The organism is Clavibacter sp. VKM Ac-2873 (assembly GCF_015351075.1).
In the GTDB taxonomy this organism is placed as follows: domain Bacteria; phylum Actinomycetota; class Actinomycetes; order Actinomycetales; family Microbacteriaceae; genus Clavibacter.
Genome location: NZ_JADKRS010000001.1, coordinates 30,468 through 54,071, shown reverse-complemented (window position 1 = coordinate 54,071; position 23,604 = coordinate 30,468). Strand labels below are relative to the sequence as shown.

The window sequence follows — 23,604 nt, the reverse complement described above, 5'->3', positions numbered from 1 at the left end:
CTCAGGACTCGGGAGGCGCGGGCGGCGCGGCGTCCGCCTCGTCCACGAGGTCGGCGCCCGTGCGGCGGCCCTCGGGGATCGCGTCGAGGTAGCCGCGGAGGTTCCGCAGGGTCTCGCCCACGGAGTCGCCGCCGAACTTCTCCAGCACCGCGTCGGCGAGCGTGAGCGCGACCATGGCCTCGGCGACCACGCCCGCGGCGGGGACCGCGCACACGTCGGAGCGCTGGTGGTGGGCGGGGGCGGCGCCGCCCGTGGCGGTGTCGATGGTGCGGAGGGCGCGCGGCACGGTCGCGATGGGCTTCATGCCCGCGCGGACGCGGAGGACCGTGCCCGTGCTCATGCCGCCCTCGGTGCCGCCAGCGCGGTCCGTGGACCGGCCGATGCCGGCGTCTGTGGAGAAAAGCTCGTCGTGCGCCTCGGATCCGCGGCGCGTCGTCGTGAGGAAGCCGTCGCCGACCTCGACGCCCTTGATGGCCTGGATGCCCATGAGCGCCGCGGCGAGCTTGGAGTCGAGCCGGCGGTCCCAGTGCACGTGCGAGCCGAGGCCCGGCGGCAGGTCGTACGCGAGCACCTCGACGACGCCGCCGACCGTGTCGCCGCTCTGCTTCGTGTCGTCGACCTCCGCGACCATGCGCGCGCTCGTCTCGGGGTGGAAGCAGCGCAGCGGATCCGCGTCCAGGGCGTCGACGTCGGCCGGCGTCGGCAGCGGCGCGCCCTCGGGCACGCGGACGGGGCCGATGGCCAGCGTGTGGCTGACGAGGGTGATCCCCAGCTCGGCGAGGAACGCGCGGGCGACGGCGCCGAGCGCCACGCGGGCGGCGGTCTCGCGGGCGCTCGCGCGCTCGAGCACGGGACGCGCCTCGTCGAAGTCGTACTTCTGCATGCCCACCAGGTCGGCGTGGCCGGGCCGGGGACGCGTGAGGGCCGCGGCGCGCGCGCCCCGCAGCTTCTCGGGATCCACCGGCTCCGGGCTCATGATGTCGACCCACTTGGGCCACTCCGTGTTGCCGATCCGCACGGCGATGGGGCTGCCGAGCGTGCGCCCGTGGACCACGCCGGTCGAGAGGCTCAGCTCGTCCTGCTCGAACGCCATGCGCGCGCCACGGCCGTAGCCGAGCTTGCGACGGGCGAGGTCGGCGCGGATGCCGTCGAGGCTGACGGGGACGCCCGCGGGCAGGCCCTCCAGGACGGCGATGAGTTCGGGGCCGTGGGATTCCCCGGCGGTGAGCCAACGCAGCATGGCCCCATCCTCCCACAGCGGCAGGGTCGGACCCGCGAGCAGGATCCCCTCCGGCCTCGCGCTGCGGAAGCACCTGACCCGCGGGTCAGGCTCCCGTCCAGGGCCTCCGGGGATCCCGTCCCACGCTCGCGAGCATCGCGGCCAGCACGCGGTCCTCGCCCGGCAGAGGCCGCGTGTCGTCGCCGTGCGCGAACAGGCGCACCTGGTCGAGGGCCTGGTGCACGAGCATGTCGATGCCCGGCACGACGCGACCGCCCGCGCGCTGCCACGCGGCGGCGATGCCGGTGGGCCATGGCGCGTACGTCACGTCGAGGAGCACGGTCGCCTCGGCCAATGCGGCGGGCAGCGGCACGGAGGCGGCGGCGTCGCCCGGGAGGGTGCTGATCACCGTGTCGGCGTCGCGGAGCGCGTCCGCCGCGTCCGCGAGCGGCGCGGTCCGGAGCGCCAGGCCCAGCTCGTCGGCCAGGGGCGCGAGCTCCTGCCCCTGCGCGGGACGCCGGGCCGCGACCACGACCTCGCGGGCGCCCATGCGGGCCAGCGCGACGACGGCCGAGCGCGCCGTGGATCCGGCGCCCATGACGACCGCGCGCTGCGCGCTCCCCACGCCGGCCCTGGCGAAGGCGCGGACGATGCCCGCGACGTCCGTGTTGGCGCCGCGACGGCGCGTCCCCCCGTCGTCGCCTTCCTCGAGCAGCAGCGTGTTGGCCGCGCCCGCGAGGCGTGCCGTGTCGTCGATCAGGTCGAGGAGCGGCAGCACGTCCCGCTTGAGCGGCATCGTGAGCGACAGGCCCCGCCAGCCGGATCCGAGGCCCGCGACGAACGCGCCGAGGTCCGCCCCCGTGCACTCCACCGCCTCGTAGGACCAGTCGAGCCCGAGCACGTCGTACGCCGCCCGGTGCAGCCGCGGCGACAGGGAATGCGCGATGGGGCTGCCGAGGACCGCCAGCCGCACGGCCGGCGTCCGCGGATCAGCCATTGCCCGGGTTGTCCTTCATGAACTGCTGCCACTGGGCGACGGCCTTCTGGTGCTCCTCGTAGGTCTGGGAGAAGACGGTGTCACCCGTGATGGTGTTGACGGTGACGAAGTAGAGCCACGGCCCGTCCGCGGGAGCGATCGCGGCCTTGATCGCGAGGTCGCCGGGGTTGGAGATGGGGCCGGCCGGGAGCCCCGGGTGCACGTAGGTGTTCCACGGGTTGTCGTCGGCGCGCTCGGCGTCGGTGGTCGTGACCCGGCCGACCGACTGCGCGCCGTAGGCGACGGTCGCGTCCGACTGCAGCGGCATCCCGATGGCGATGCGGTTCTGGAACACGCGCGACACCTTGTAGAAGTCGCCCTCGAAGCGGGCCTCCTTCTGGATGAGCGCGGCGAGCGTGAGCACGCGGTGGCGGTCGGCGGGCGCGACGCCGGCCTGGTCGAGCGCCTCGAAGGTGCGGCTGACCATCGCCTTGACCATGTCCGTCGCGGAGGTGCCGGGCGGGAAGTCGTACGTGGCCGGGAAGAGGTACCCCTCGATGTTCGGCGCCTCGGCGGGGATCCCGAGGGCGGCGCGATCCGCGGCCGCGGCCTCGAGGTCGGCCACGGGGGTTCCGGTGCCCTCCGCGATGAGCTCGAAGGCCTGCGCGACGGTCTGGCCCTCGGGGATGGTGACCTTGGCCTGGATCTGGCTGGCCGGATCCTGCAGCATCGCGAGCGCGGACGCCGCGCTCATCTGCTTCCGCAGCGTGTAGGTGCCCGGCTGGAAGACGATCTCGCCGCCGGACGCGACGACGGCCCGGTAGAACGCCTTCGATGTCTTCACGACGTCCTCCGCGGCGAGCGTGTCGCCGATGGTGCTCCCGGTGTCGCCCGTCTTGACGACCACCTGCACCTCTCCGGAGCCGTCGCCGTCGTAGTCGGTGGGCTCGGCGGGCGTCAGGAGCGCCGCGACCACGGGGCCGAACATCGAGGTCGCGATGACGCCCGCGCCGCCGAACAGCGCGATGAGCAGGACCACGACGTAGGGCCACTTGGGGTGGCGGCGCTTCGGCTTCGGGGCGACGAGGACCTCCCGGCGCGGCGGCGTCCCGCGCCCGTCGTCCGCTGCCGGGCGGGTCGGCGTGATCGGCGTCGGGGCGGTCCGCGCGGGACCCCGTGCGCTCGACGCGGTCGCCGAGGCGGTCCGCGACCGCTCGTCGGACGCGGGACGCGGAGCGGCGGCCGTGGGCACGGGGGTGGTCGCGAGGGGGGCGGGACGCTCGTCGGACGCCGTCGGCCGCGGGGCAGCGACCCCGGAGGGCGCGGAGGCCGCGGCCTGCGCCTCGGCCGCCTCCCGCAGCGCGCGGAGCTCGCGTCGCGTCATGGGCGCACCGGTGCCGATGCCGGGCCCGTCGCCGCGCGGGGCAGGTGCCGGCGCGGCCGCAGGTGCAGGTGCAGAGGAGTCGCCGACGTGGTCGCCGAAGAGGCTCTCGAAGGGGTCGCCACCGCCACCCGCGGCCGCCGTGGCGCGTCGGGTGGGATCGGTCTCAGGCGTGTCGGTCAGGATCGACTCGGTTCCTCGGGACGAGAGCACCGGGTGGGGAGCCGGCGGCGCGCTCGGTCTCGAGCGCGTGTTGAAGGATTATAACCGCCGCCACCTGATCGATCACGGGCCGCTGCTTACGGGAGCCTCTGCCCGATGCGCGCAGGGCGCCCTGGGCGGAGACCGTCGAGAGGCGTTCGTCCACCAGCCGCACGGGGATCGCCGTGGCGTCCGCGAGGCGCCGGGCGAACCCCTCCGCGTCGTCCGTGGAGGCGGTCGCGCGGCCCGAGAGCGCGAGCGGCAGGCCCACGACGAGCTCGGTGCAGTCGATCTCGGCCGCCACCTCGAGGATCCGCCGCACGTCCGCGGAGCCCCCGGCGTCGCGCGGGACCGTCTCGACGGGCGTCGCGATCAACCCGTGCGGATCCGACCGGGCGAGGCCGATCCGGGCCTTCCCCACGTCGACCGCGAGCCGGGAGCCGATCCGCATCAGGAGTCGAGGGACCGGCGGACCGCGTCGAGCGCGTCGCCGATGGCCGACACGTCGGATCCGCCGCCCTGCGCGAGGTCGTCCTTGCCGCCTCCGCCGCCGCCGAGCACGGCCGCCGCGGCGCGGGCGAGCTGCCCGGCCCGGGCGCCGGCGTCCCGCGCGGCCTGGTTCGTGGCCACGATGACGGTCGGCTTGCCGCCCGCGTCGCCCGCGAGGGCGACCACCACGGGCTCGGATCCGGCGCGCTCGCGCACGAGCGTCACGAGCTGCCGCACCTCGTCGGCGGACCGCACGCTGCCGAGCGACTCCTGGATGAGCGTCACGGATCCGACGCGCGACCCCTGCGCGAGGAGCGCCGGCACGCGCTGCTGCAGCGCCTGCGCCTCGAAGTCGGCGATGCGCCGCTCCGCCGTCTTGAGGTTCTGCATCAGGTCGGCGATGCGGTCGGGCAGCTGCTCGCGCGGCGTCTTGAGGCTCGACGTGAGCTGCGACACGATGGCGCGCTCGACCGCGAGGTCCTGGAACGCCTCGCGGCCCACGAGCGACTCGATGCGGCGGTTGGTGGATCCGACGGACGACTCCCCCACCACGTTGATGAGCCCGATCTGCGCGCTGGACGACACGTGCGTGCCCGCGCAGAGCTCGCGCGACCACGGCCCGCCGATGTCGACGACGCGCACGGTGTCGCCGTACTTCTCGCCGAACAGCGCCATGGCGCCGAGCTTCTTCGCCTCGTCGATCGGCATGACGCGCGTGACGACCTGCAGGTCGTCGCGCACCGCGCCGTTCGCGATGTCCTCGATCTCGCTGCGCGTCTCCGGGCTCAGCGCCTGGTTCCACGCGAAGTCGAGCCGCATGTACCCGGCCCGGTTGTACGAGCCGGACTGGTGCGCGTCCTGGCCGAGCACCTGGCGGAGCGCGGCGTGCACGAGGTGCGTGCCGGAGTGCGCCTGCGTGGCGCCGCGGCGCCAGTCGGCGTCGACGACGGTGGTCGCGGCGGCGCCGACCCCGACCTCGCCGGAGCGGACCTGCACGCGGTGGCTGATGAGGCCCTTCACGGGCTTCTGCACGTCGAGCACCTCGAGGTCGAAGCCGTTCCCGACGATGCTGCCCGCGTCGGCCTCCTGGCCGCCGGACTCGGCGTAGAGGCTCGTCTCCGGGAGGATGACCTCCGCGATGTCGCCCGCGACCGCGTGGTCGACGCTGTGGCCGCCGACGATGAGGCCGAGGATCGTCGTCCCAGTCTCCAGCTCGTCGTACCCGGTGAAGCGCGTCTCGCCGGCCGCGCGGAACGCGCTGTAGACGGTGAGGTCGGCCAGCGCCGTCTTCTTGGACTTGGCGTCGGCCTTGGCGCGCGTGCGCTGCTCCAGCATCAGCCGGTCGAAGGCCTCGCGGTCGACCGTGAGGCCGTTCTCCTCGGCCATCTCGAGCGTCAGGTCGATGGGGAAGCCGAACGTGTCGTGCAGCAGGAACGCGGTGTCGCCGGCGATGCGCTCGCCGCCGGCCGCCTTCGTCTCGCCGACGGCCACGTCGAGGATCGTCGTGCCGCCGGAGAGCGTGCGCAGGAAGGTCTCCTCCTCCGCGTAGGCGAGGCGCGAGATGCGGTCGAAGTCGTCCGACACCTCGGGGTAGGCGGCCTTCATCGCGTCGCGCGACGCGGGGAACAGCTCGCCGAAGGTGGCGGTGTCCACGCCCATGAGGCGCATGCCGCGCACGGTGCGGCGCATGAGGCGGCGGAGGATGTAGCCGCGGCCCTCGTTGGACGGGCGCACGCCGTCGGACATGAGCATGAGGGAGGAGCGCACGTGGTCGGCGACGATGCGCATGCGCACGTCGTCCTCGTGGTCGGCGCCGTAGCGACGGCCGGCGAGCTCGGCCGCGCGGTCGAGGACCGGACGCACCTGGTCGATCTCGTACATGTTCTCGACGCCCTGCTTGATGAAGGCGACGCGCTCGAGCCCCATGCCGGTGTCGATGTTCCGCTGCGGCAGGTCGCCGAGGATCTCGAAGTCGCTCTTGCCCGTGCCGGCCCCGCGCAGGTACTGCATGAAGACGAGGTTCCAGATCTCCACGTACCGGTCGTCGTCCGTCGCCGGTCCGCCGTCGGCGCCGTACGCGGGGCCGCGGTCGAAGAAGATCTCCGAGCAGGGACCCGCGGGGCCGGGCTGCCCGGTGTGCCAGTAGTTCGTGTCGCGGCCGAGGCCCTGGATCCGCTCGTCCGGCAGGCCCGCGACGCGCTTCCACGCCTGCCGGGCCTCGTCGTCCTCGTGGTAGACGGTGACCCAGAGGTCGTCGGGCGAGAACCCGAGGCCGCCGTCGGCCTCGCTCGTCGTGAGCAGCTCCCACGCGTACGCGATGGCCTGCTCCTTGAAGTAGTCGCCGAAGGAGAAGTTGCCGTTCATCTGGAAGAAGGTGCCGTGGCGGGGCGTGCGGCCGACCTCCTCGATGTCGAGGGTGCGGATGCACTTCTGGACGCTCGTGGCGCGCGCGAACGGCGCGGGGACGACGCCCGTGAGGTACGGCACGAACGGGACCATGCCGGCCACCGTGAACAGCAGCGTGGGGTCCTCGCTCACGAGCGACGCCGATGGCACGACGGTGTGCCCCCGGTCGCCGAAGTACGTCAGCCAGGCGTTGCGGATGTCTGCGGTCTGCATGCGGTCTACTGCTTTCCCAGCTCGGTGATGGTGTCCTCGGCCTCGCCCACGGCGGAACGGAGCTCGGCCTCGCGGCGGCGGTAGCCGTGCTCGACGGCCTCGCCGAAGCGGCGGGCCCGGGCGTCGACGTCCTGGAAGAGGCGGTGCCCGGCCGGCGTGCGGTCGACCACGTGGGCGACGGCGAAGCCGAGGGCGACCCCCACGGCGATGAGGACGAGGTTCTTCATGCTTCTCCCCTTCCGGGAGGTGACGCGACGGGCGGGCGGCCTTCGGGGCCGAGGGCGATCCTACCGGCCGGGCCGTGCGCCTCCCCGGCCCGGCCGGTGCGCGCCGGGGCCGGATACGCCGCGAGGCGGGCCGCCCGGATGGGCGACCCGCCTCGCGGACGGTGATGCGGGTTCTAGCGGGCCGCGTAGTACTCGACGACCAGCTGGACCTCGCAGGTCACGGGGACCTCGGCGCGCTTCGGCAGGCGCACCAGGCGGGCCTGCAGCTTGTCGAGCTCGACCTCGAGGTACGAGGGGAGCTTCGGCAGCACGTCGGCGTGACCGCCGGCGGCGGCGACCTGGAAGGGCTCGGTGCCCTCGGAGCGCGGCTTGACGTGGATCATCTGGCCGGCCTTCACGCGGAAGGAGGGGCGGTCGACGATCTTGCCGTCGACCATGATGTGGCGGTGCACGACGAGCTGGCGGGCCTGCGCCGTGGTGCGCGCGAGGCCGGAGCGGACGACGAGCGCGTCGAGGCGCTGCTCGAGGATCTCGACGAGGTTCTCACCGGTGAGGCCCTGGGTGCGACGCGCCTCCTGGAAGGCGATCTTGAGCTGGGCCTCGCGGATGCCGTACTGGGCGCGCAGACGCTGCTTCTCGCGGAGGCGGACGGCGTAGTCGCTGTCCTGCTTGCGCTTGGACCGGCCGTGCTCGCCCGGCGCGTAGGGGCGCTTCTCGAGGTACTTGGCCGCCTTCGGCGTGAGCGGGATGCCCAGCGCGCGGGAGAGGCGGGTCTTGCTACGGGTGCGTGACTTGGTGGACACGTTTTCCTTCCAGGGAGAAAGTCTCTGACTACGGATGATGCAGGGCGTCCGCGCACACGCATGGGCGCGCGACGACACGAGACCGCTGATGCGGTGTCCTGCGGAAGTAGAGGGATTCGCCACGGGTCGTCCGGCTACAGGACGTGTCCCTTGATCATGATGTCGACGCAGCCGCACGCGACACCCGATTGAGGCGTCAGCAAGCGTAGCACGGGATCGCCGTGATCCCGGGGCCGCGCCGCGCGAGGATCACCCGCCCCGGACGATGCGGCGGAGCTTCTCCAGCCGGGCGGACAGGTCCCGCTCATGCCCGTGCTGCGTGGGCGAGTAGTACGTGCGGCCGACGAGCTCGTCCGGCAGGTACTGCTGCGTCACGACGCCGATGTCCGCGTCGTGCGGATAGCGGTAGCCCGCGCCGTGGCCGAGCCGCTTCGCGCCCGGGTAGTGGGCGTCGCGCAGGTGCAGGGGCACGCGGCCGAATGCGCCGGCGCGCACGTCCGCGATGGCCTGGTCGATGCCGAGGTACGACGCGTTCGACTTGGGCGCGGTCGCGAGGTGCACGACCGCCTGGGCCAAAGGGATCCGTCCCTCCGGCATGCCGATGAGCTGCACCGCGTCGGCCGCCGCGACCGCCACGACGAGCGCCTGCGGGTCGGCGAGCCCGATGTCCTCGGAGGCCGAGACGATGATCCGCCGGGCGATGAAGCGCGGGTCCTCCCCCGCCTCGATCATGCGGGCCAGGTAGTGCAGAGCGGCGTCGACGTCGGATCCGCGGATCGACTTGATGAAGGCGCTGATGACGTCGTAGTGCTCGTCGCCGTTGCGGTCGTAGCGGAGCAGCGCCCGGTCGACCGCGAGCGCGACCTGCTCGGTGGAGATGGGGATGGGCGCGGGATCCTCGGCGGACGCGACCCCGCCGCCCGCGCGCTCCTCGCCGGCGTCGTCCTCGTCGTCGTCCTCGTTGTCGTCGTCGTCCGCCGCCGTGGCGCGGGCCTTGCCCGACGCGTCCGCCTGGGCCGAGACCGCCGCCGCCTCGAGCGCCGTCAGCGCGCGCCGCGCATCCCCGGACGCCAGGCGGATGATCATGGCCCGCGCATCGTCGTCGAGCGCGAACCGCCCGCCGAGGCCGCGGTCGTCGGCGACCGCGCGGTCCACGAGGACGCCGAGGTCGTCGTCGTCGAGCTGCTCGAGGGTCAGCAGCAGGCTGCGTGACAGCAGCGGCGAGATGACCGAGAAGGACGGGTTCTCGGTGGTGGCCGCGATGAGGATCACCCAGCCGTTCTCCACGCCCGGCAGCAGCGCGTCCTGCTGGGCCTTGGTGAAGCGGTGGATCTCGTCGAGGAAGAGCACGGTCGAGACGCCGAAGAGGTCGCGGTCGCTCAGCGCCTTCTCCATCACCTGGCGCACGTCGCGGACGCCGGCGGTCACCGCCGAGAGCTCGACGAAGCGGCGGCTGGATCCGTGCGCGATGGCCTGCGCGAGCGTCGTCTTGCCCGTCCCGGGAGGGCCCCACAGGATGATCGAGACCGATCCCTGCTCCCCGGCCACGTCCGAGGCGAGGCTCACGAGGGGCGAGCCGGGCGTCAGGAGGTGCCGCTGGCCGGTGACCTCGTCGAGGCTGCGGGGACGCATCCGGACGGCCAGGGGCGTCGCCCCGGAACGGAGGCCCGGTCGCGTGTCGGTCATGATCTCGATGGTAGGCGCGACCGGCTAGGGTTCCCGTACCGCCGCCTCGGGCGGGACCGACCGTGAGGACGCCGTGGCCCCGAAGAACGACCGCGCAGCCCGTGAGGCGCAGGCCCGGCTCCGCCGCTACGCGGCCCGCCAGGAGCTCCACGCCCGCTCCGTCCGACGCCGTCGTCGCGACGACCTGCTCGCGATCGTCGCCGTGGTCCTCGTCGCCGCGCTCGCGGTCGGGGCGCAGCTCGCCTACGAGGCGGGCCCGGGCGCTCCCGCACCCGTGCCGTCGTCCTCCACCCCCGCCTCCCCCGACGCCCCCGCGCCCGCGACGCCGGACGCCACCCCGACCGCCGACCCCGCCCCCGCGCCGGAGGCGACCCCCACGCCCTGAGCCGCCGATCCGGCCAGCCGGTCCTCACGAGCGTCTGCGAGGCGAGGCCGATCGGCGCCGAGCCGCGCAGGCCCGCCCCGCCCTGGGGCATGATCGACAGGTCGGCCAGCGCCCGTCACGGGACGATCCCCCGCTGAGGGCGTGCTCTAGGCTGACGTGCACGTCTCCGCACCGGTCCGGCCGGTCCTACGAACAAGGTGAAATCCGTGGCTGACAACGATCAGACCCCCTGGGGCCGCGTCGACGAGACGGGCACCGTCTTCCTTCGCGAGGGCGACGGCGAACGTGCCGTGGGCCAGTACCCCGACGGGACCCCCGAGGAGGCGCTGGCGTACTTCCAGCGCAAGTTCACCGACCTCGCGGGGCAGGTGACGCTCCTCGAGCAGCGCGCCAAGCGCGGCGCCCCGGCCGCCGACGTGTCCAAGGCCGTCGCGCACCTCATCGAGGCCGTGGACGGCGCGAACGCCGTCGGCGACCTCGCCGCCCTCCGTGCACGGCTCGACGTCCTCGCCGCGACCGTGGGCGAGCTCACCGAGAAGCAGGGCGAGGAGCAGCGCCAGGTGGTGCAGGGCGCCATCGCCGAGCGCACCGCGATCGTCGAGGAGACCGAGCGCCTCGCGACGCAGGACTTCTCGAAGGTCCAGTGGAAGCAGCTGACCGCCGAGGTCGACGCGCTGTTCGGCCGCTGGCAGCAGCACCAGCAGACGGGCCCGCGCCTCCCCAAGAACGACGCCAACGAGCTGTGGAAGCGCTTCCGCACCGCGCGCTCCACCATCGACACCGAGCGCAAGGCGTTCTTCGCCGAGCTCGACAACGCCCACAAGGACGCCCGCGCGAAGAAGCAGGCCATCGTCGAGCAGGCGCGCGCGCTCGAGCCCCAGGGCGTCGGCGGGATCCCCGCCTATCGCCGGCTCCTCGACGAGTGGAAGCTCGCCGGGCGCGCGGGCAAGCGCTACGACGACGCGCTCTGGGCCCAGTTCAAGGCCGCGGGCGACGTGCTCTACGGCGCCAAGGCCGAGGTCGACGCCGCGGACGACGAGGAGCAGCAGGCCAACCTCCAGGCCAAGCTCGCCCTCCTCGACGAGGCCGAGCCGATCCTGCAGATCACGGAGCGCACCGCGGCGCGCGACAAGCTCACCGCCGTCCAGCTGCGGTGGGACGCGATCGGCCGCGTGCCGCGCGACAGCGTCAAGACCGTCGAGGACCGCCTCCGCAAGGTCGAGACCCACGTGCGCACCCTGGACGAGGAGTTCTGGCGCAAGAACAACCCGGAGACGAAGGCGCGCTCCGAGGGCCTCGCCTCGCAGCTCGGCGCGGCCATCGACAAGCTCCAGCGCGAGCTCGACGCGGCCAAGGCCGACGGCGACGCGCGGCGCATCAAGGACGCTGAGGAGGCCCTCGCCGCCCGACGCGTCTGGCTGGACGCGCTCGGCTCCTAGCGCGCCCCCTGCGCAGCACGGCGACGGCCCGGGATCCTCCACAGGATCCCGGGCCGTCGTCCGTCCGGCTGCGGGCGATGGCATGGTGCGCCCATGTCTCCCCGCCTCGCCCCGGTCCTCTCCGTCCTCGACCTCCCGCTCGCCGAGCTCTGCTCGGCCCGCCTCGACGGCGAGGTGTACGAGGTCGACGCCTGCTACTCCCCCGTCGACGAGCTCGCCTCGCCCTGGCTCCGTGCCGCGGCGCTCGCGGCGCAGGTCCCGTCCCGCCTCATCGCGGAGCGGTCGACGGCGGCGTGGGTGCACGGAGCCATCCGCACGCCCCCGCGTACGCACGAGTACTGCGTGGACAGCGTCGCGCGCTGCCATCCGCCGGCGCTGCGCAACGTGCGCATCCGCGAGGTGGTGCTCGACGAGCGGGACACGACCACGCTGGCCGGCCTCCGAGTCACGACCCCGCTGCGCACGCTGTGCGACATCGCGCGCACGGTCGCCGACTTCACGCCGTCCCACGAGGCCGCGTGCCAAGGACTGCTCACGCTGCCCGGCGTCACGGACGCTGCTGCGCGCGAGCTGCTCGCCTCCTCCGGTGCGCTGCCCGACAAGCGCCGCGCCCTGTCCCGGCTCGACGCCCTGGTCCGCCGCACCGCGTCGCCGGATGACACGGCCGGAGAGCCGCGCGCTTCCCGTCAGCCGCCGTTGACGCGGTAGACGTCGTACACCGCGTCGATGCGACGCACGGCGTTGAGCACGCGGTCCAGGTGCGTCACGTCACCCATCTCGAAGACGAACCGGCTGATGGCCAGCCGGTTGGACGACGTCGACACGGACGCGGAGAGGATGTTGACGTGGTGCTCGGACAGGACGCGCGTGACGTCGCTGAGCAGGCCGGAGCGGTCGAGCGCCTCCACCTGGATGTGCACCAGGAACAGGCTCTTGGACGAAGGGGCCCACTCCACCTCGATCATGCGGTCGGGCTCCGCCCGCAGCGAGTCCACGTTGTGGCAGTTGGCCTGGTGCACGGAGACCCCCGCGCCGCGCGTCACGAACCCGATGATCTCGTCGCCCGGCACCGGCGTGCAGCACTTGGCGAGCTTCACGAGGATGTCCGGCGCCCCGCGCACGAGCACGCCCGAGTCGCTGTTCCGCGACACGCGCGAGCGCTGCGTGACGGCGAAGACCTCCTCGGCCTCCCCGCCGCTGTCGCCCTGGATGGACGAGAGCACCTTCTCGATCACCGACTGCGTGGAGACGTGGCCCTCGCCGACGGCGGCGTAGAGCGCCGCGACGTCGTCGTACTTCATGCTCTGGGCCACGTCCGAGAACGCGTCCTGGTTCATCAGCTTCTGCAGCGGCAGGTTCTGCTTGCGCATGGCCCGGGCGATGGCGTCCTTGCCCTGCTCGATCGCCTCCTCGCGCCGCTCCTTGGTGAACCACTGCTTGATCTTGTTGCGCGCGCGAGCGCTCTTCACGAACGCGAGCCAGTCCTTGCTCGGACCGCTGTCGGGGTTCTTCGAGGTGAACACCTCCACCACGTCCCCCGTGGCGAGGGGGTTCTCGAGCGGCACGAGCCGCCCGTTCACCTTGGCGCCCATCGTGCGGTGGCCCACATCCGTGTGCACGGCGTACGCGAAGTCGACGGGCGTCCCGCCCGCGGGCAGGCCGATGACCTTCCCGTGCGGCGTGAACACGTAGACCTCCTTCGCACCGATCTCGAAGCGGAGCGAGTCGAGGAACTCCCCGGGATCCGCCGTCTCGGACTGCCAGTCGGAGATGTGCGCGAGCCAGGCGAGGTCGGTGTCCCCCTGCGGAGACACCTCGGCGGCGCGCCCGCCGTTCATGCGCTCCTTGTACTTCCAGTGCGCGGCGACGCCGAACTCGGCGCGCTGGTGCATCTCGTGCGTGCGGATCTGGATCTCCACCGGCCGGCCCTTGGGCCCGATGACCGTGGTGTGGAGCGACTGGTACAGGTTGAACTTGGGCGTGGCGATGTAGTCCTTGAAGCGCCCGGGCACCGGCGTCCACCTGGCGTGGATCGCGCCGAGCACGGCGTAGCAGTCACGGAGCGAGTCGACGAGCACGCGGATCCCGACGAGGTCGTAGATCTCGTCGAACTCGCGCCCGCGCACGACCATCTTCTGGTAGATCGAGTAGTACTGCTTGGGACGTCCGGCCACCTTGCCGCGGATCTTCGCGGCACGCAGGTCGTCGTTGACGCTGTCGATCACCTGCTGCACGAACTCCTCGCGCTGCGGCGTGCGCTGCTTCACGAGGTTCTCGATCTCGACGTAGATCTTCGGGTAGAGCACCGCGAACGAGAGGTCCTCGAGCTCCCACTTGATGGTCGAGATCCCGAGGCGGTGCGCGAGCGGCGCATAGATCTCGAGGGTCTCCTTGGCCTTCCGCTCCGCGGACGCCGACTCGACGAAGCCCCACGTGCGCGCGTTGTGCAGGCGGTCGGCGAGCTTGACCACGAGCACGCGGATGTCCTTCGACATCGCGACGACCATCTTGCGCACCGTCTCGGCCTGGGCGCTGTCGCCGTACTTCAGCTTGTCGAGCTTGGTGACGCCGTCGACGAGCATCGCGATCTCGTCGCCGAAGTCGTGGCGGAGCATGTCGAGCGTGTACTCGGTGTCCTCGACCGTGTCGTGCAGGAGCGCCGCCGCGAGGGTCTTGGGGCCGATGCCGAGGTCCGCCAGGATCTGCGCCACCGCGACCGGGTGCGTGATGTACGGCTCGCCGCTCTTGCGCTTCTGCCCCTCGTGGGCCCGCTCGGCGACGGCGTACGCCCGCTCGATGAGGCTCATGTCGGCCTTCGGGTGGTGCAGGCGGGCGGTGCGGATGAGCTGCTCGACGGCCCCGGCGGGCTGCGCCCGGGAGAAGAGGCGGGGCACCAGGCGCCGGAGGGAAGCCGTGCTCGAGGTCGTCTCCGTCATCGTTCAGCCTCCCAGGCGTGTGCTGGAGACCAAATTATCACCGCGCTCGAGAGCTCCCGACCACGGACGGCCGGCGGGCACCCGGGGGGCGCGCCGAGGACCACGGCAGCCGCGCACGCGCGGCGCGGCCGGCGAGGCCCAGGCGGCCCGGGTCAGGCGACGCGGCCGGGCTGCCCGTCGTCGGTGACGACGTCGCCGCCCATCTCCGACCAGGCGTGCATGCCGCCCGTGATGTTGGAGGCCGCGAATCCGCCGCGCAGGAGCCCCTGCGTGGCGAGCGAGGAACGGTGCCCGGAGCGGCAGACGACCGCGATGTGCTGGTCGGTCGGGATCTCGCCGACGCGGGCCTCGAGCTCGCCCATCGGGATGTGGTGCGCCAGGGCGGAGTGTCCCGCCTCCCACTCGTCGGGCTCGCGTACGTCCAGGAGCCAGGAGTCCCCCGTGGTGGCTCGGGCCTTGGCCGTGGCAGCGTCGAGGTCCTCGGGGACGCCGGAGCCCTGCGCGCTGGTCACGACTCCACCGTGACGGCGGCGCGCTCGGCCTGGGCCCGGCTGGCCGCCGCGGCGGCCAGCTGGTCGCCGCGCTTGACCTTCGGCTCGCCCTGGCGGAGGTGCGCGTAGAGGGGCGCCGCGATGAAGATCGTCGAGTAGGTGCCGACGATGATGCCGATGAACAGCGACAGCGCGATGTCCCGCAGCGTGCCGGCCCCGAGCACCACGGCGCCGATGAAGAGGATCGAGCCGACCGGGAGGATGGCGACGATCGACGTGTTGATCGAGCGCACCAGCGTCTGGTTGACGGCGAGGTTCACCGACTGCCCGAAGGTGCGTCGTGATTCCTGCCCGTCCTGCGCGGTGTTCTCACGGATCTTGTCGAACACCACGACGGTGTCGTAGAGCGAGTAGCCGAGGATCGTGAGGAAGCCGATCACGGCAGCGGGAGTGACCTCGAAGCCGGTGATGCCGTAGATGCCCGCGGTGAGCACGAGGTCGTGCAGGAGCGCGATGATCGCGGCGACGGACATCTTCCACGTGCGGAAGTAGACCGACATGACGAGCGCCGCCAGCGCGAGGAAGACCACGAGGCCCCAGAGCGCCTGGCGTGTGATGTCCTGGCCCCACGACGGCCCGATGAACGACTCCGTGACGCTGGACGTCTCGACGCCGTACGCCGTCGCGAGCGCCTGGCGGACGGCCGAGCTGGCGTCGGGCTGCAGCTGGTCGGTCTGCACGCGGACGGCGTCGGATCCGACAGACGACACGCGGGCGGGCACCGGGGTGACGGTGGCGACGGCTTCGCTCGCGATGTCCTGCGACTGCGACTGCACCCCGCTCACGGTGTACTCGGATCCGCCCGTGAACTCGATGCCGAACGTGAAGCCGCCGCGCACGAGGGGACCGAGGACGGAGACGAGGATGCAGATGGCCGCGATGGAGTACCAGAGGCGTCGTCGGCCGACGATGTCGAACGAGCGCTTGCCCGTGTAGAGGTCGTTGCCGAACTCGGAGAAGCCAGCCATCAGTCGTCCCTGCTCGTGTCGTCGGCCCGCGGTGCGTCGATCGTCGCGGTCTTCGTGGATCCGGTCGCCTGGCCCTGGGTGGCCTTGCGCTCGGCGATGGTCTGCCGGCGCGCGGCCTCCTTGGCCGCGGCGGCGTTGCGCCCCGCCGTGGCGGTGGGGGTGCGGAACGTCGCACGGCCGCGGTACACGGCGCCGAGCGCACGCGGGTCGAGCCCGCTCATGCGATGGCCCTCGGCGAAGAACGGCCGGTCGGCGAGGAGCTGGAGGATCGGGTGCGTGAAGAGCGAGACGACGATGAGGTCGATGATCGTCGTGAGCCCCAGCGTGAGCGCGAAGCCCTTGACGTTGCCGACCGCGAGGATGAACAGCACGGCAGCGGCCAGGAAGTTGACCGTGTCGGACGCGATGATCGTGCGCAGCGCGCGCTTCCACCCCTGCTCGACCGACGAGACGAGCCCGCGGCCGTCGCGCAGCTCGTCCTTGATGCGTTCGAAGTAGACGATGAACGAGTCCGCCGTGATGCCGATGGCCACGATGAGCCCCGCCACCCCGGCGAGCGACAGCCGGTACCCCTCCCGCCAGCTGAGCAGCGTGATGAGGAGGTACGTGATCACCGCGGCGATCACGAGCGACGCGATGGTCACGGTGCCGAGCACCCGGTACTGCACGAGCGAGTAGAGCACCACGAGCACGAGTCCGATGAGACCCGCGATCAGGCCGCTGGTGAGCTGCGATGACCCGAGCGTCGCCGAGATGACGTCCGAGCTCTGCAGCGTGAAGCTGAGCGGCAAGGCGCCGAACTTGAGCTGGTCGGCCAGCGCCTTGGCGCTCTCCTGCGTGAAGTTGCCCGTGATGGATGGCTTGCCGTTCGTGACGACGCCCTGCGTGACGGGCGCGGAGATGACCTCGTTGTCGAGCACGAAGGCGAACTGGTTGCGCGGCGACTCGAGCGTGATGAGGCGGGTCGACATGTCGCCGAACTGCTTCGTGCCGTCGCCGTCGAAGACCAGGTTGACCGACCAGGTGCCGGTGCTGACGCCCTGGCTCGACTGCTGCAGGCCGCTCGTCGCGTCGGAGATGGTGCTGCCGTCGACCTCGACCGGGCCGAGCACGTACTTCGCGGCGCCGTCGTCGGAGCAGGCGATGATCGCCCGGTCGGCCGGGGCAGCCTGGCCGTCGCTCTCCGGGGCGGTCGCGCAGTCGTAGGCGGCGAACTGGGCCTGGAGGCGAGGCGTGACCCACGAGACGTCGCTCGGGCCCGTGGGCGCCGCGGTCGGCTCGTCGGAGAGGGTCGAGGGATCCGGGGTGGCCTCCGCCGCCGGCGTCTCCGGCGCGGGGGTGGACCCGTCAGCGGGCGCCGATCCGTCGGTGGGCGTGGGCGTCGGCGTCGGGGCGACCGACGCCGTGCCGGCCGCGCCGATGAGCACGGGGCGCAGCTCGAGCTTCGCGGAGGACTGCAGGCGCTGCATGGTGGCCGCGTCGGGCTCGCCCGGCAGGCTCACGACGATGTTGCTGCCGCCCTGCGTCGTGATCTCCGCCTCGGAGACGCCGCTCGCGTCGACGCGCTGGCGGATGATCGACACCGCCTGGGCGAGCTGCTCGCTCGTGGGCCCGGAGGACGCTCCGTCGAGCTGGGGCGCGAGGATGATCTGCGTCCCGCCCTCGAGGTCGAGCGCGAGCTTCGGGGCCCATGACCCGTTGCTGAACGCCACGCTGGCGGCGTTTCCGGCGGCCAGGAGGCCGATGATGACCAGCAGCCAGATGAGCTTGCGCCTGGCCTTGCGTACCGGTGTGGGCGATTTGGCCACCTGGACACTCGACTTTCTTCGCGGTGGGCCGGCGGGATCCGCGCGGCGCTCCGGATGGAGGGGTGTGAGCGGGTCCGGGCGGGGAGCCGCCCGGGAGGAGCGGGCGACCGGTGGCCGCCCGCTCGGAGGATCAGGAGCGCGCGGTGGGGGCGTCGCCCTCGTCGCTGCGGCGGGAGACGTCGCTCGCGCCGGTCTCGTCGACCACGTCCGCGGCCGGTGCGTCGTCCACGAGCTCGGACGCGTCGTTTGCGACGGTCGGCTCGACCACGCGGGCGATCGTCTGGCGGTGCAGCTTCAGCACCGTGCCGGGCGAGACCTCGAGGTAGGCGAGGTTGTTCTCCTCGTCGAAGGAGACCAGCGTGCCGTAGACGCCCGACGCGGTCATGACCTCGGCACCGGGGACCATCTGCGTCTGCAGCGCGGCGAGGTCCTTCTGGCGCTTCCGGCTGTTGCGGAACATGAAGAAGATGAGCAGCGCCAGGACGGCGAACATGATCAGGGTGAACGGGTCCATGCGGGACGGGCCTTTCAGGTGCTGGGAGGTGACGGACACGACGAACCGGCGACGTTCCGCGGGAGGCCAGCTTGAATCATAGTTCATCGCCGAAGAGGGCCCCGGCAGCTGCCGACGGCCCGGCGCCGCGGGCGTGGGGCCCCGGGGCGGCGGGCGGCTGGAGGCCGAAGTGCTCCCACGCCGCCGGCGTCGCGACGCGGCCGCGGGGCGTGCGCGTCACCAATCCGATGCGGACGAGGAACGGTTCGACGACCGACTCGATCGTCTCCGCCTCCTCCCCCACCGACACGGCGAGGGTGTTGAGCCCCACTGGCCCGCCGCCGAAGCGCGTGAGGATGCCGCGCATGACCGCGCGGTCGAGGCGGTCGAGGCCGAGCGGATCCACGTCGTACAGATCGAGCGCGGCGCGCACGGATGCGAGGCCCGCCTCGGTCCCGTGCACGAGCGCGTAGTCGCGCACCCGGCGGAGCAGGCGGTTCGCGATGCGGGGCGTGCCCCGGCAGCGTCCGGCGATCTCCGCGACGGCCTCGTGCTCGATCTCCAGGTGCAGCATGCGCGCGGCGCGCTCGATCACCTGCTCGAGCTCGTGCGTCTCGTAGAACTCCAGGTGCGCGGTGAAGCCGAAGCGGTCGCGGAGCGGGCTCGGCAGCATGCCCGAGCGCGTCGTCGCGCCCACCAGCGTGAACGGCGACAGCTCCAGGGGGATGGAGGTCGCACCCGCGCCCTTGCCGACCATGATGTCGATGCGGAAGTCCTCCATCGCGAGGTACAGCATCTCCTCCGCGGAGCGCGCCATGCGGTGGATCTCGTCGACGAACAGGATCTCGCCCGGCACCAGCGCCGACAGCACGGCCGCGAGGTCGCCCGCGTGCTGGATCGCCGGACCGCTGGTGAGCCGCAGGGGGCGGCGGCTCTCCTCCGCCACGATCATGGCGAGCGTCGTCTTCCCGAGCCCGGGCGGGCCCGCGAGCAGGATGTGGTCGGGCGAGCGGTTCTGCATCGCGGCCGCCGTGAGCAGCAGCTCCAGCTGGCCGCGCACCTTCACCTGGCCCACGAACTCGGAGAGCGACCGCGGACGGAGCGCGCCCTCGAAGGCGAGCTCCGCGTCGGACTCGGGGACGGGGCTGGACGCGTCGCCGTGCGCGAGGTCGCTCACCGGTCGGCCGTCGCGCCCGCGGGCTGCTGGGGCCCGAGCATCCCGAGCGCCACGCGGAGCAAGCGGGGCATGTCGGCGGGCTGGCCCTGCTCGGCCGCCGCGGCCACGGCGTCGTCGACCGCGGTGCGGGCGACGCGCTCCGACCAGCCGAGGCCGATGAGGGCCGTGACGACGTCGGCCGTGACCGTCGACGCGGCCGATGCCGACGAGCGCGCGCGCGGCTGCGTGACGAACAGCTTGCCCGCGAGCTGGAGGACGATGAGCTTGGCGGTCTTGGGGCCGATCCCGGAGACGCGGCGGAAGGCCGCGTCGTCCTCGGTCGCGACGGCCTGCGCCATGGCCTCCGGATCCAGGTGCTCGAGCACCGCGAGGGCCGACTTCGGGCCGACGCCCGTGACGCCGCAGAGGAGCTCGAACGCCCGCAGCTCGTCCGGGCCCGGGAAGCCGAAGAGGGTGAGCGAGTCCTCGCGGACGACGAGCGACGTGAGCACCGTGGCCTCGGATCCGTGCCGCAGCTCGAGCGCGTGCCGCGGCGTCACGGAGACGCCGTAGCCCACCCCGTGCACCTCCAGCAGGAGGGTCTGACCGGAGACGGACAGCACGGTGCCGCGGAGGGAGGAGATCACGCCCCCACCCTACGAGCTAGCGCCGACCCCGCTGCGCACGCTCGGCCGCGAGCCACGCGGCCTGGGCCGCGGTCGGTCCCGCTCCCGCCACGGCGTCCGGCGCGGACGTGCGCGCCGCGGGCTCCGGGGTCCCCGCGATGCCCGCCCGGGACATCCCCGCGCGCCAGCCGGCGCAGATCGCGAGCGCGAGCGCATCGGACGCATCGGCGGGCGTGGGCAGCTCGTCGAGGCCGAGGATCCGCGCGACCATCGTCGCGACCTGCCTCTTGTCGGCCTGCCCGTACCCGGTGACGGCGGCCTTGACCTCGCTCGGCGTGTGCAGCGCGACGTCGAGCCCGCGCCGGGCCGCGCCCACCAGGGCCACACCCGTGATCTGGGCCACGCCCATCACCGTGGAGAGGTTGTCCTGCGCGAACACGCGCTCGATGGCGACGACGGACGGCCGGTGCCGGTCCACGAGCTCCTCGATGCCGTCGCCGACCGCGAGCAGCCGGTGGTGCAGCTCGGCCGTCGGGCTCGTGCGCACGACCTGCACGTCGACGAGCCGCGCGGTCCGGTCGGCGTAGACGTCCACCACGCCGACGCCGCAGCGGGTGAGGCCGGGGTCGATCCCGAGGATCCGCACGGACGGCCCGGAGACCGCCGCGCCGCTCCCCCGCGCCCCGGCGATGGGGTCCTACTCCTCGTCCTCGTCGTCCAGCGCGGCCTGCACGTCGGCGGGCACGTCGCTGTTGACGTAGATGTTCTGGACGTCGTCCAGGTCCTCCATGGCGTCGACGAGCTTGTTCACCTTGCGCGCGGTCTCGATGTCGACCTCGACCTTCACCTGCGGCACGAACTCCACGTCGGCCGAGTCGTAGTCGATCCCCGCCTCCTGCAGCGCCTGGCGCACGGCGACCATGTCCGACGGCTCGCAGCGGATCTCGAAGACCTCGCCGTGGTCGGTGACGTCCTCCGCGCCCGCGTCGAGCACGGCCGCGAGGACGTCGTCCTCGCTGGGGGCCTCGGCGTGCGGCACCGCGATGACGCCCTTGCGGTGGAAGTTGTAGGCGACGCTGCCCGGATCGGCCATCGTGCCGCCGTTGCGGCTCATGGCCGTGCGGACCTCGGCGGCGGCGCGGTTCTTGTTGTCGGTGAGGCACTCGACGAGCATCGCGACGCCGTTGGCGGCGTAGCCCTCGTACATGATCGTCTGGTAGTCGACGACCTCGCCGAGCAGGCCCGCGCCGCGCTTCACCGCACGGTCGATGTTGTCGTTCGGGACGCTGGTCTTCTTGGCCTTCTGCACCGCGTCGACGAGGGTCGGGTTCCCGGACATGTCCGCGCCGCCGATCTTGGCGGCGACCTCGATGTTCTTGATCAGCTTCGCGAACGACTTGGCGCGCCGCGAGTCGATGATCGCCTTCTTGTGCTTCGTGGTCGCCCACTTGGAATGTCCGGACACGGGTGGTTCTCCTTACGCGGCGTCTGCTCGCTGTCAATGATGGACCATCGGGGCACGCCGCCGACGACCGGAGAGGTCAGAGGGTGCGGCCCGCGTCCTCGACCATGTCGAGGAAGAGGCGGTGGAACCGGAGGTCGCCCGTGACCTCCGGGTGGAACGAGGTGCCGAGGAGCGACCCCTGCCGCACGGCGACGACGCGGCCGTCCTCGAGCGAGGCGAGCGCCGACGCGGCGGGGCCGACCGAGGCCACCACGGGCGCGCGGATGAACACGGCGTGCACGGGCGGGGCCCCCAGCGCCGGGACGTCGAGGTCGACCTCGAAGGACGCGGTCTGGGATCCGAACGCGTTGCGGCGCACCGACACGTCGAGCCCGCCGATGCTCCGCTGGTCGTGGATCGCGTCGACGATCTCGTCGGCCAGCATGATGAGGCCCGCGCAGGTGCCGTAGACGGGGAGGCCGTCGTCGATCGCCGCACGCAGCGGCCCCGCGATCCCGAACTGCCGGGAGAGCTTGTCCATCACGGTGGACTCGCCGCCCGGGATCACGAGCCCGGAGAGGCCGGGGAGGTCCTTCGGCTGGCGCACGAGCCGCGTCCGGGCGCCGAAGCCCTCGAGCACGCGGACGTGCTCGCGGACGTCCCCCTGCAGCGCGAGGACGCCGACCAGCGGGCCGTCGCCGTGCGGAGCCGGGGTGCTACCAGCCACGCTCGGCGAGGCGGTGCGGGGCGGGGACGTCGGCGACGTTGATCCCGACCATGGCCTCGCCCAGCCCGCGCGACGCCTCGGCGATGGCGTCGGGGTCGTTGAACAGCGCGGTCGCCGTGACGACGGCCTTGGCGCGCGCGACCGGGTTGCCCGACTTGAAGATGCCGGATCCGACGAACACGCCGTCGGCTCCGAGCTGCATCATCATCGCGGCGTCCGCCGGCGTGGCGACGCCGCCCGCGGTGAAGAGGACGACGGGCAGCTGTCCCGTCTTCGCGACCTCGAGGACGAGGTCGTACGGCGCCTGGAGCTCCTTCGCGGCGACGTAGATCTCGTCGTGCGTGAGGGCGCTGAGCGCGCGGATCTCGGACTTGATGGTGCGGATGTGCTTGGTGGCCTCGGAGACGTCGCCCGTGCCGGCCTCGCCCTTGGAGCGGATCATCGCCGCGCCCTCGGTGATGCGTCGGAGCGCCTCGCCGAGCGTCGTGGCACCGCAGACGAAGGGGACGGTGAAGCCCCACTTGTCGATGTGGTTCACGTAGTCGGCCGGGCTCAGCACCTCGGACTCGTCGATGTAGTCGACCTCGAGGGACTGGAGGACCTGCGCCTCGACGAAGTGGCCGATGCGGGCCTTCGCCATGACGGGGATGGAGACCTCGGCCTTGATCTGGTCGATGAGGTCGGGGTCGCTCATGCGGGCGACGCCGCCCTGCGAGCGGATGTCGGCTGGCACGCGCTCGAGGGCCATGACGGCGACCGCTCCCGCGTCCTCCGCGATGCGCGCCTGCTCGGCGTTGACGACGTCCATGATGACGCCGCCCTTCAGCATCTCCGCGAGTCCGCGCTTGACGCGGCTCGAGCCGACCTGTCCGGTGGTGTTGGTGTCAGTCATTGTGGTCCCTATCCTATTCGGCCGCCGGGGCGGGCCAGGCGGCGGCGATGGATGCGCGCACGTCGCCCAGCAGCTGCGGCAGCGCCTTGGTCTTCGCGATGATCGGCAGGAAGTTGGCGTCCTGCCCCCACCTCGGCACGATGTGCTGGTGGAGGTGCTCGGCGATGCCGGCGCCCGCCACCTGCCCCTGGTTCATGCCGATGTTGTAGCCGTCGTTCCGCGACACCTCGCGCACGACCCGCATGGCGGTCTGCGTGAGCGACCCGATCTCGGCGACCTCCTCGGGGGTCGCGAGGTCGTACGTCGCGATGTGACGGTACGGGCAGACGAGCAGGTGACCGCTGTTGTAGGGGAAGAGATTGAGCAGCACGTAAGCACGCTCGCCGCGCGCGACGATGAGCGCGTCCTCGTCCGACATGGAGGGCGCGATGCAGAACGGGCACTCGTCGCGGTCCGGCTGCTGGCCCTTCTCGATGTACACCATGCGGTGCGGGGTCCAGAGGCGTTGGAACTCGTCGGGCACACCCGCGAGGTGGCCGGGGTCGTCGACGCGCACCTCGGCCCGCTCGTCCTCTCCC

Annotated in this window: 23 protein-coding genes; 3 read left to right on the top strand and 20 right to left on the bottom strand. The window is 72.5% G+C overall.

Annotated features, from left to right (window positions below; translation table 11 throughout):
• Position 1 precedes the first annotated feature (1 nt).
• The 8 genes from aroC to ITJ44_RS00250 all read right to left on the bottom strand — a co-directional run bounded on the left by aroC (position 2) and on the right by ITJ44_RS00250 (position 9,601).
• Positions 2-1,240 carry a chorismate synthase gene (aroC, locus tag ITJ44_RS00285; RefSeq protein ID WP_194632817.1) on the bottom strand — a complete coding sequence of 413 codons (1,239 nt, stop codon included), beginning with the start codon at positions 1,238-1,240 and terminating at the stop codon, positions 2-4.
• Positions 1,241-1,325: 85 nt separating this feature from the next.
• Positions 1,326-2,216, bottom strand: coding sequence for a shikimate dehydrogenase (locus ITJ44_RS00280; RefSeq protein ID WP_194632816.1), 891 nt, complete (start codon positions 2,214-2,216; stop codon positions 1,326-1,328).
• Positions 2,209-3,579 (bottom strand): endolytic transglycosylase MltG, encoded by a 1,371-nt coding sequence (gene mltG / locus ITJ44_RS00275; RefSeq protein ID WP_228494450.1) that lies wholly within the window; start codon positions 3,577-3,579, stop codon positions 2,209-2,211. Before mltG ends, ITJ44_RS00280 begins: the two co-directional genes overlap by 8 nt.
• A 163-nt stretch (positions 3,580-3,742) precedes the next feature.
• Positions 3,743-4,228, bottom strand: a complete 486-nt coding sequence (ruvX, locus tag ITJ44_RS00270; RefSeq protein ID WP_194632815.1) for a Holliday junction resolvase RuvX — start codon at positions 4,226-4,228, stop codon at positions 3,743-3,745.
• On the bottom strand, positions 4,228-6,885 hold the full coding sequence (gene alaS, locus ITJ44_RS00265) for an alanine--tRNA ligase (RefSeq protein ID WP_194632814.1): 2,658 nt from the start codon (positions 6,883-6,885) through the stop codon (positions 4,228-4,230). The genes ruvX and alaS overlap by 1 nt, the downstream gene beginning before the upstream one ends.
• 5 nt (positions 6,886-6,890) lie before the next feature.
• Positions 6,891-7,112 carry a hypothetical protein gene (locus tag ITJ44_RS00260; RefSeq protein ID WP_194632813.1) on the bottom strand — a complete coding sequence of 74 codons (222 nt, stop codon included), beginning with the start codon at positions 7,110-7,112 and terminating at the stop codon, positions 6,891-6,893.
• A gap of 173 nt (positions 7,113-7,285) precedes the next feature.
• Positions 7,286-7,915, bottom strand: coding sequence for a 30S ribosomal protein S4 (gene rpsD, locus ITJ44_RS00255; RefSeq protein WP_012038492.1), 630 nt, complete (start codon positions 7,913-7,915; stop codon positions 7,286-7,288).
• A gap of 249 nt (positions 7,916-8,164) precedes the next feature.
• Positions 8,165-9,601, bottom strand: a complete 1,437-nt coding sequence (locus tag ITJ44_RS00250; RefSeq protein ID WP_194632812.1) for a replication-associated recombination protein A — start codon at positions 9,599-9,601, stop codon at positions 8,165-8,167.
• A 73-nt stretch (positions 9,602-9,674) separates the two neighbouring features.
• Between ITJ44_RS00250 and ITJ44_RS00245 the strand changes: the two genes are divergently transcribed.
• The 3 genes from ITJ44_RS00245 (at position 9,675) to ITJ44_RS00235 (ending at position 12,133) form a co-directional block, all read left to right on the top strand.
• Positions 9,675-9,986, top strand: coding sequence for a dioxygenase (locus ITJ44_RS00245; RefSeq protein ID WP_194632811.1), 312 nt, complete (start codon positions 9,675-9,677; stop codon positions 9,984-9,986).
• Positions 9,987-10,192: 206 nt separating this feature from the next.
• Positions 10,193-11,425: a DUF349 domain-containing protein gene (locus tag ITJ44_RS00240; RefSeq protein ID WP_194632810.1), complete on the top strand. Its 1,233-nt coding sequence runs from the start codon at positions 10,193-10,195 to the stop codon at positions 11,423-11,425.
• Between the two features lie 93 nt (positions 11,426-11,518).
• The gene (locus tag ITJ44_RS00235; protein ID WP_194632809.1) at positions 11,519-12,133 is read left to right on the top strand and encodes a type IV toxin-antitoxin system AbiEi family antitoxin; all 615 of its coding nucleotides are present in this window, start codon (positions 11,519-11,521) and stop codon (positions 12,131-12,133) included.
• Here the strand turns inward: ITJ44_RS00235 and ITJ44_RS00230 are convergent.
• From ITJ44_RS00230 to ITJ44_RS00175, 12 genes are all read right to left on the bottom strand, one after another.
• Entirely contained in the window at positions 12,112-14,361 is a 2,250-nt protein-coding gene (locus tag ITJ44_RS00230) for a bifunctional (p)ppGpp synthetase/guanosine-3',5'-bis(diphosphate) 3'-pyrophosphohydrolase (RefSeq protein WP_194632808.1), read from the bottom strand. The genes ITJ44_RS00235 and ITJ44_RS00230 overlap by 22 nt on opposite strands.
• A 152-nt stretch (positions 14,362-14,513) precedes the next feature.
• Complete coding sequence (locus tag ITJ44_RS00225) at positions 14,514-14,873, bottom strand: rhodanese-like domain-containing protein (protein WP_194632807.1); 360 nt, start codon at positions 14,871-14,873, stop codon at positions 14,514-14,516.
• Positions 14,870-15,880 (bottom strand): protein translocase subunit SecF, encoded by a 1,011-nt coding sequence (gene secF / locus ITJ44_RS00220; protein ID WP_194632806.1) that lies wholly within the window; start codon positions 15,878-15,880, stop codon positions 14,870-14,872. The genes ITJ44_RS00225 and secF overlap by 4 nt, the downstream gene beginning before the upstream one ends.
• Positions 15,880-17,688 (bottom strand): protein translocase subunit SecD, encoded by a 1,809-nt coding sequence (secD, locus tag ITJ44_RS00215; RefSeq protein WP_194632805.1) that lies wholly within the window; start codon positions 17,686-17,688, stop codon positions 15,880-15,882. The genes secF and secD overlap by 1 nt, the downstream gene beginning before the upstream one ends.
• 130 nt (positions 17,689-17,818) lie before the next feature.
• Positions 17,819-18,202 carry a preprotein translocase subunit YajC gene (gene yajC / locus ITJ44_RS00210; protein ID WP_228494449.1) on the bottom strand — a complete coding sequence of 128 codons (384 nt, stop codon included), beginning with the start codon at positions 18,200-18,202 and terminating at the stop codon, positions 17,819-17,821.
• Positions 18,203-18,278: 76 nt separating this feature from the next.
• Positions 18,279-19,358 (bottom strand): Holliday junction branch migration DNA helicase RuvB, encoded by a 1,080-nt coding sequence (ruvB, locus tag ITJ44_RS00205; RefSeq protein WP_194632803.1) that lies wholly within the window; start codon positions 19,356-19,358, stop codon positions 18,279-18,281.
• Positions 19,355-19,984: a Holliday junction branch migration protein RuvA gene (gene ruvA, locus ITJ44_RS00200; RefSeq protein WP_194632802.1), complete on the bottom strand. Its 630-nt coding sequence runs from the start codon at positions 19,982-19,984 to the stop codon at positions 19,355-19,357. The genes ruvB and ruvA overlap by 4 nt, the downstream gene beginning before the upstream one ends.
• A gap of 16 nt (positions 19,985-20,000) precedes the next feature.
• A complete protein-coding gene (gene ruvC / locus ITJ44_RS00195; RefSeq protein WP_194632801.1) occupies positions 20,001-20,609 on the bottom strand; it encodes a crossover junction endodeoxyribonuclease RuvC in 609 nt (202 codons plus the stop codon).
• Between the two features lie 51 nt (positions 20,610-20,660).
• Complete coding sequence (locus ITJ44_RS00190) at positions 20,661-21,428, bottom strand: YebC/PmpR family DNA-binding transcriptional regulator (RefSeq protein ID WP_194632800.1); 768 nt, start codon at positions 21,426-21,428, stop codon at positions 20,661-20,663.
• A gap of 76 nt (positions 21,429-21,504) precedes the next feature.
• Positions 21,505-22,134 (bottom strand): pyridoxal 5'-phosphate synthase glutaminase subunit PdxT, encoded by a 630-nt coding sequence (pdxT, locus tag ITJ44_RS00185; protein WP_194632799.1) that lies wholly within the window; start codon positions 22,132-22,134, stop codon positions 21,505-21,507.
• Positions 22,124-23,026, bottom strand: a complete 903-nt coding sequence (gene pdxS, locus ITJ44_RS00180; RefSeq protein WP_104234828.1) for a pyridoxal 5'-phosphate synthase lyase subunit PdxS — start codon at positions 23,024-23,026, stop codon at positions 22,124-22,126. The genes pdxT and pdxS overlap by 11 nt, the downstream gene beginning before the upstream one ends.
• Before the next feature lie 13 nt (positions 23,027-23,039).
• Positions 23,040-23,582, bottom strand: a complete 543-nt coding sequence (locus ITJ44_RS00175) for an HIT domain-containing protein (RefSeq protein WP_194633995.1) — start codon at positions 23,580-23,582, stop codon at positions 23,040-23,042.
• Positions 23,583-23,604 lie beyond the last annotated feature (22 nt).

Excerpts from the sequence above, each read along its gene's own strand:
- aroC (WP_194632817.1), bottom strand. The coding sequence starts at position 1,240 with ATGCTGCGTTGGCTCACCGCCGGGGAATCCCACGGCCCCGAACTCATC.
- ITJ44_RS00280 (WP_194632816.1), bottom strand. The coding sequence starts at position 2,216 with ATGGCTGATCCGCGGACGCCGGCCGTGCGGCTGGCGGTCCTCGGCAGC.
- mltG (WP_228494450.1), bottom strand. The coding sequence starts at position 3,579 with ATGACGCGACGCGAGCTCCGCGCGCTGCGGGAGGCGGCCGAGGCGCAG.
- ruvX (WP_194632815.1), bottom strand. The coding sequence starts at position 4,228 with ATGCGGATCGGCTCCCGGCTCGCGGTCGACGTGGGGAAGGCCCGGATC.
- alaS (WP_194632814.1), bottom strand. The coding sequence starts at position 6,885 with ATGCAGACCGCAGACATCCGCAACGCCTGGCTGACGTACTTCGGCGAC.
- ITJ44_RS00260 (WP_194632813.1), bottom strand. The coding sequence starts at position 7,112 with ATGAAGAACCTCGTCCTCATCGCCGTGGGGGTCGCCCTCGGCTTCGCC.
- ITJ44_RS00250 (WP_194632812.1), bottom strand. The coding sequence starts at position 9,601 with ATGACCGACACGCGACCGGGCCTCCGTTCCGGGGCGACGCCCCTGGCC.
- ITJ44_RS00235 (WP_194632809.1), top strand. The coding sequence starts at position 11,519 with ATGTCTCCCCGCCTCGCCCCGGTCCTCTCCGTCCTCGACCTCCCGCTC.
- ITJ44_RS00230 (WP_194632808.1), bottom strand. The coding sequence starts at position 14,361 with ATGACGGAGACGACCTCGAGCACGGCTTCCCTCCGGCGCCTGGTGCCC.
- secF (WP_194632806.1), bottom strand. The coding sequence starts at position 15,880 with ATGGCTGGCTTCTCCGAGTTCGGCAACGACCTCTACACGGGCAAGCGC.
- yajC (WP_228494449.1), bottom strand. The coding sequence starts at position 18,202 with ATGGACCCGTTCACCCTGATCATGTTCGCCGTCCTGGCGCTGCTCATC.
- pdxS (WP_104234828.1), bottom strand. The coding sequence starts at position 23,026 with ATGACTGACACCAACACCACCGGACAGGTCGGCTCGAGCCGCGTCAAG.